Source organism: Streptomyces phytophilus, from assembly GCF_013870535.1.
GTDB lineage: Bacteria > Actinomycetota > Actinomycetes > Streptomycetales > Streptomycetaceae > Streptomyces > Streptomyces phytophilus.
This window is the reverse complement of sequence record NZ_JACBXC010000712.1, coordinates 1-3,115: the sequence shown is the minus strand read 5'-3', so window position 1 is coordinate 3,115 and position 3,115 is coordinate 1. Positions and strand designations below refer to the sequence as shown.

Sequence of the window (3,115 nt, the reverse complement as noted above, 5' to 3'; positions counted from 1 at the left end):
CGGCCTCGCAGCCCAGCACGAGGCCCAGGGACACGCGCTCGACGGCAACTACAGCGCGTCCATGCACAGCCTCGACCGCGCCCGCGACCTCCTCGCCCGCGACGAACCGGACCCCGCCGAGCCGGTCATCGGCGCCTCCCACGTCCCGGACGTGGTGTCGCTGTACACCGGCTGGTGCCTCTACCACCTCGGCCGCCCCCAGCGCGCCGCCGACTACCTCGCCCGGGAGACGGCACGCATGCCGCCCCACGCGCTACGCAGCCGCACCCGCTCCGGTGTCCGACTCGCCCTCGCGCACGCCGCGTCCGGCCAGGTCGAGCACGCCTGCGACCTCCTGCGCCCCCTCCTCGGCAACGCCGCCCTCGTCCACTCCGCCACCATCGCCGCCGACCTCCGCCGCACGGCCCGCATCCTGGGCCGCCACCCGCGCAACGCCGCCGTACGGGAGCTGAGCCCCGACCTCACCGCGGCCCTGGCCCCCGCCGCGCCACGCACCACCAGCTGACCGACCACCCGCACCACCCACCACCCCACCACCCCACCACCGATCGATCCGTACGAAGGGAAGCTCCGCCATGCCCGAAATCTTCATCAACTACCGCACGAGCGACGGCAAGGACGCCGCCTACGCCATCCACCACGAGCTGACCCGCCGCTTCGGCGACCGCATGGTCTTCCTCGCCGCCAAGTCCATCTCCGCGGGTGAGAACTACAGCGACGCCCTGACCAAGGGCGTACGCCGCAGCAGCGTCCTGCTGGCCCTCATCGGCCCCGGCTGGGCCGACACCGTCCACCCCGCCCGGCCGGGCGCCCGGGCGCTCGACCACGAGGACGACTGGGTGCGCCGCGAGATCGAGGAGGCGTTCGCCTACGGCGTCGCCGTCATGCCCGTCCTCGTCGGCCGCAGCACCGAGCAGCTGGACCCGGGCCGGCTGCCGGAGAGCATCGTGGGGCTGGCGGACTGCCAGTACATGCGCTTCACGTTACGGACCGCCCGCCACGACCTCGCCGTGATCGGCGACCAGCTCGCCAAGCAGGTCCCCGAACTCGCCGCCGCCGACCGCGGCCCCGACCCCGCCACCACCCCGGCGGACCCCGCCGCCGACCCGGCGCCCGCACCCGACGGCACGGCGGACGCCCCCGGCATGCACAACACCGGCCAGAGCGGCGGCATCGGCAACATCAGCGGCCGTATCGGCACGGTCGTCGGCGAGGCGAACGCCCCGTTCCACACCGGCTCCGGCGACCAGGTCAACGGCGACCGGATCGAGGGCGACCAGGTCAACGGCCCCCAGGTCAGCGGCGACGGCAACATCGTCGGCGGCAGCGACCACGGCGGCATCGACCAGAACTTCGGCCCCGCACGCCGCCGCCGGGAGAACGACCGATGACGGACGCCGGCACCTACGTCGCCGGGGCCCACGCGCCGATCCACTCCGGCCCCGGTGACCAGTACGTCTACATGGCCGCCATGACCGAGGCGTCCCAGCGCGTCGGCAACCGCGGCAAGGACCCCCGCGCCATCGCCGAGGAGCAACTCGCCTTCGTCCACCAGCGCTTCGTCCCACCCCGACGCCTCGGCGAGGCACGCCGCCTGCTGCGCGAGCACCGCACCGCCGTCCTCCTGGGCCCGCCGGGCTCCGGCCGGCACACCGCGGCGCAGATGCTGCTGTACGAACCGGCCACCGGCACCGGCATCCACGAGGTCGACCCGGAGGACGCCGAGGACGGCGGCGTGACGCTCGACCGGCGGGCCGTCGCGGACGGCGACCGCCTGCTGCTGGACCTGTCCGACTTCGAGGCGACCCGGTTCGCCGGGCTGCACAACGAGCTGTCCGCGCTCCGGTCCGTACTCGAAGAGCGCGACGCCCGCCTCGTCGTCGTGCTCTCCCCGCAGCTGCGCGACTTCCTCCCGGCGGAGTTGCACCGGCTGACGGTGCATGTCGCCCGCCCCCGGGCCGACCACGTCCTCATGCGCTACCTGCGCCGCGCGCACCTCACCCCGTCCCCGGCCGTACTCGCCGCGTCGGACCTGGCCGGCTTCCTGGCCGACGCCCCGATGCGCGACGTCGCGCGGCTGGCGGACGGCGTCCGCCGCGCCCGGGACGCCGCGCCCGCGGGTCGTTCGACCAGTGGTGGCCGGACCAGCTGGCGCAGCTCACGGAGGACGACTCCGCAGAAGTGGCCTTCGTCCGCGGGCTCGTCGACGGACGCCGGCGGGCCTTGGCGCTGACCGCCGCGATGCTCCACGGCGCCACGCCCGACACGGTCCACGACGCCGTGAACGCCCTGCTCGCCGTAGTCAAGCACCCCAAGGACGAACGCCCCCTGCTGGACCGGACCGATCTCGACTCCGAGCTGCACACCCTCGGGTGCAGCCCGGGGCCGGACGGCCGGGTGCGCTTCGAGCGGCCCGGCCGGGTCCGGGCCGTACTCCGGCACTTCTGGTCCTACTTCCCCTACCTGCGCCCCACCCTCCATGCCTGGGTCGCGCACAGCGTGCGGACCCTCGACCTGGAGCGCGAGGAACGGGACCGGTTCATCGAGCGCTTCGCCGAGCAGGCGCTGCGCACCGAAGGCCCCGAAGAGCTGCTGTCGCTCGCCCGCAAGTGGGCGGACGAGCCCGGGCATCGGCTCCTGCCGGACGCCGCCAAGGCACTGGCCGAGGGGCTCGGCCACGACGTGCACGGCCGCGTCGTCCGTCGGCAGATCCTCGCCGACGTACGCCAGCGGGGGCTGACCAGGACGTACCGGCTGGCGCTGACCGTGGTCTGCGCCCAGGCGATGGCCGTGAGCCACCCCGACCAGGCCCTGGTCCGGCTGCACCACCTGGCCCGTACCGAGGACGACCGCGACGAGCGCCCCGCGCTGAAGGAACTCCTCACCCTCGCAGCCGGCGACCGCCGCCTCTGCGCCCTGCTCCTCTCCCGCCTCACCGCCTACGGCATCGGCCCCGCCGGCTTCCGCCGGCCGGCCGAGGCCCGCATCTTCCTCGCCCTCGCCGACACGGCCGCCCGGCAGCCGGCCCTGTGGCCCGACCCTTCCGCCCGCAGGCGGCTCACCGAGTGCTGGGCCACCGTGTTCGCGTACGTTCCGTACGAGGCGTGGACGCCGC

The 3,115-nt window shown here is 74.8% G+C and carries 3 protein-coding genes and 1 pseudogene; all 4 read left to right on the top strand.

The window, feature by feature from the left end:
• The coding region (locus H5J30_RS23985; RefSeq protein WP_508470624.1) for an NsdA family TPR-like regulatory protein at positions 1-505 on the top strand (505 nt) is incomplete at its 5' end.
• Between the two features lie 70 nt (positions 506-575).
• Positions 576-1,391, top strand: coding sequence for a toll/interleukin-1 receptor domain-containing protein (locus tag H5J30_RS23980; protein ID WP_181789449.1), 816 nt, complete (start codon positions 576-578; stop codon positions 1,389-1,391).
• Positions 1,388-2,233 (top strand): nSTAND3 domain-containing NTPase, encoded by an 846-nt coding sequence (locus H5J30_RS36955; protein ID WP_258563509.1) that lies wholly within the window; start codon positions 1,388-1,390, stop codon positions 2,231-2,233. Before H5J30_RS23980 ends, H5J30_RS36955 begins: the two co-directional genes overlap by 4 nt.
• A pseudogene (locus H5J30_RS36950) lies at positions 2,182-3,115 on the top strand (ABC transporter substrate-binding protein); the annotation flags it as partial. The gene H5J30_RS36955 and the pseudogene H5J30_RS36950, both read left to right, overlap by 52 nt.